This is a genomic window from Ruoffia sp. FAM 26254, assembly GCF_045528545.1.
Classification (GTDB): Bacteria; Bacillota; Bacilli; order Lactobacillales; family Aerococcaceae; genus Ruoffia; species Ruoffia halotolerans.
The window spans coordinates 2,909-4,794 of sequence record NZ_JBGQQY010000081.1 but is presented as its reverse complement, the minus strand read 5'-3'; the positions used below and the strand labels follow the sequence as shown (position 1 = coordinate 4,794).

Annotated in this window: 2 rRNA genes (1 of these 2 cut by a window edge); both read left to right on the top strand. The window is 50.3% G+C overall.

From position 1 onward, the window contains the following. Positions 1 to 1,475, top strand: a 16S ribosomal RNA gene (locus ACEN3Z_RS11585); the annotation flags it as partial. A 274-nt stretch (positions 1,476 to 1,749) separates the two neighbouring features. Continuing rightward, a 23S ribosomal RNA gene (locus tag ACEN3Z_RS11580) occupies positions 1,750 to 1,886 on the top strand; it runs 2,844 nt beyond the window's last position.

Genomic DNA, 1,886 nt, shown 5'->3' with positions numbered 1-1,886 from the left:
GGAGAACTTGTTCTCTTGACGTGAGTGGCGCACGGGTGAGTAACACGTGGGAAACCTACCCTTCAGCGGGGGATAACCATCGGAAACGATGACTAATACCGCATAGACGACAGAACCGCCTGGTTCAATCGGGAAAGACGGCTTCGGCTGTCACTGAAGGATGGTCCCGCGCTGCATTAGCTAGTTGGTAAGGTAACGGCTTACCAAGGCGATGATGCATAGCCGACCTGAGAGGGTGATCGGCCACATTGGGACTGAGACACGGCCCAAACTCCTACGGGAGGCAGCAGTAGGGAATCTTCCGCAATGGACGCAAGTCTGACGGAGCAACGCCGCGTGTGTGAAGAAGGTTTTCGGATCGTAAAGCACTGTTATTAGAGAAGAACAGCCGATAGAGTAACTGTTATCGGTTTGACGGTATCTAACCAGAAAGTGACGGCTAACTACGTGCCAGCAGCCGCGGTAATACGTAGGTCACAAGCGTTGTCCGGATTTATTGGGCGTAAAGGGAGCGCAGGCGGTTTGTTAAGTCTGATGTGAAAGCCCACGGCTCAACCGTGGAACGGCATTGGAAACTGGCAAACTTGAGTATAGAAGAGGAAAGTGGAATTCCATGTGTAGCGGTGAAATGCGTAGATATATGGAGGAACACCAGTGGCGAAGGCGACTTTCTGGTCTATAACTGACGCTGAGGCTCGAAAGCGTGGGGAGCGAACAGGATTAGATACCCTGGTAGTCCACGCCGTAAACGATGAGTGTTAAGTGTTGGGGGGCTTCCACCCCTCAGTGCTGGCGTTAACGCAATAAACACTCCGCCTGGGGAGTACGGCCGCAAGGCTGAAACTCAAAGGAATTGACGGGGACCCGCACAAGCGGTGGAGCATGTGGTTTAATTCGAAGCAACGCGAAGAACCTTACCAGGTCTTGACATCCCTTGCATAGCCTAGAGATAGGTGAAGCCCTTCGGGGCAAGGAGACAGGTGGTGCATGGTTGTCGTCAGCTCGTGTCGTGAGATGTTGGGTTAAGTCCCGCAACGAGCGCAACCCTTATCATTAGTTGCCAGCATTAGGTTGGGGACTCTAATGAGACTGCCGGTGACAAACCGGAGGAAGGTGGGGATGACGTCAAATCATCATGCCCCTTATGACCTGGGCTACACACGTGCTACAATGGATGGTACAGCGAGCAGCGACCCCGCGAGGGCAAGCGAATCTCTCAAAGCCATTCTCAGTTCGGATCGTTCTCTGCAACTCGAGAGCGTGAAGCCGGAATCGCTAGTAATCGTGGATCAGCACGCCACGGTGAATACGTTCCCGGGTCTTGTACACACCGCCCGTCACACCACGAGAGTTTGTAACACCCGAAGCCGGTGGCCTAACCTTTATGGAGGGAGCCGTCGAAGGTGGGATAGATGATTGGGGTGAAGTCGTAACAAGGTAGCCGTATCGGAAGGTGCGGCTGGATCACCTCCTTTCTAAGGAGTACTGGAACCTTTTACAGCATGAAGTGTTTTATCTTTGTTCAGTTTTGAGTGAGTTTTCTTGTTTAACTGCAAGGAACCATTCAAACTTAGCTCATTGAAAACTGAATATCAACACCTAATATAATCCGTCGATGCGACAGATTGTATTAGAACAATTTTCTTAAATGAAGATATAATTTTAATCGAAATTAAATCATAAACCAAAGAATTGACCGAGTCTGTAGAAATACAGAGTTAAAAAGTGATAATAGCGCGAGAAATATGTGGTTAAGAAACAAAGGGCGCACGGTGAATGCCTTGGCACTAGGAGCCGATGAAGGACGGGACGAACACCGATATGCTTTGGGGAGCTGTAAGTAAGCTAAGATCCAGAGATTTCCGAATGGGGGAACCCAACAGCTA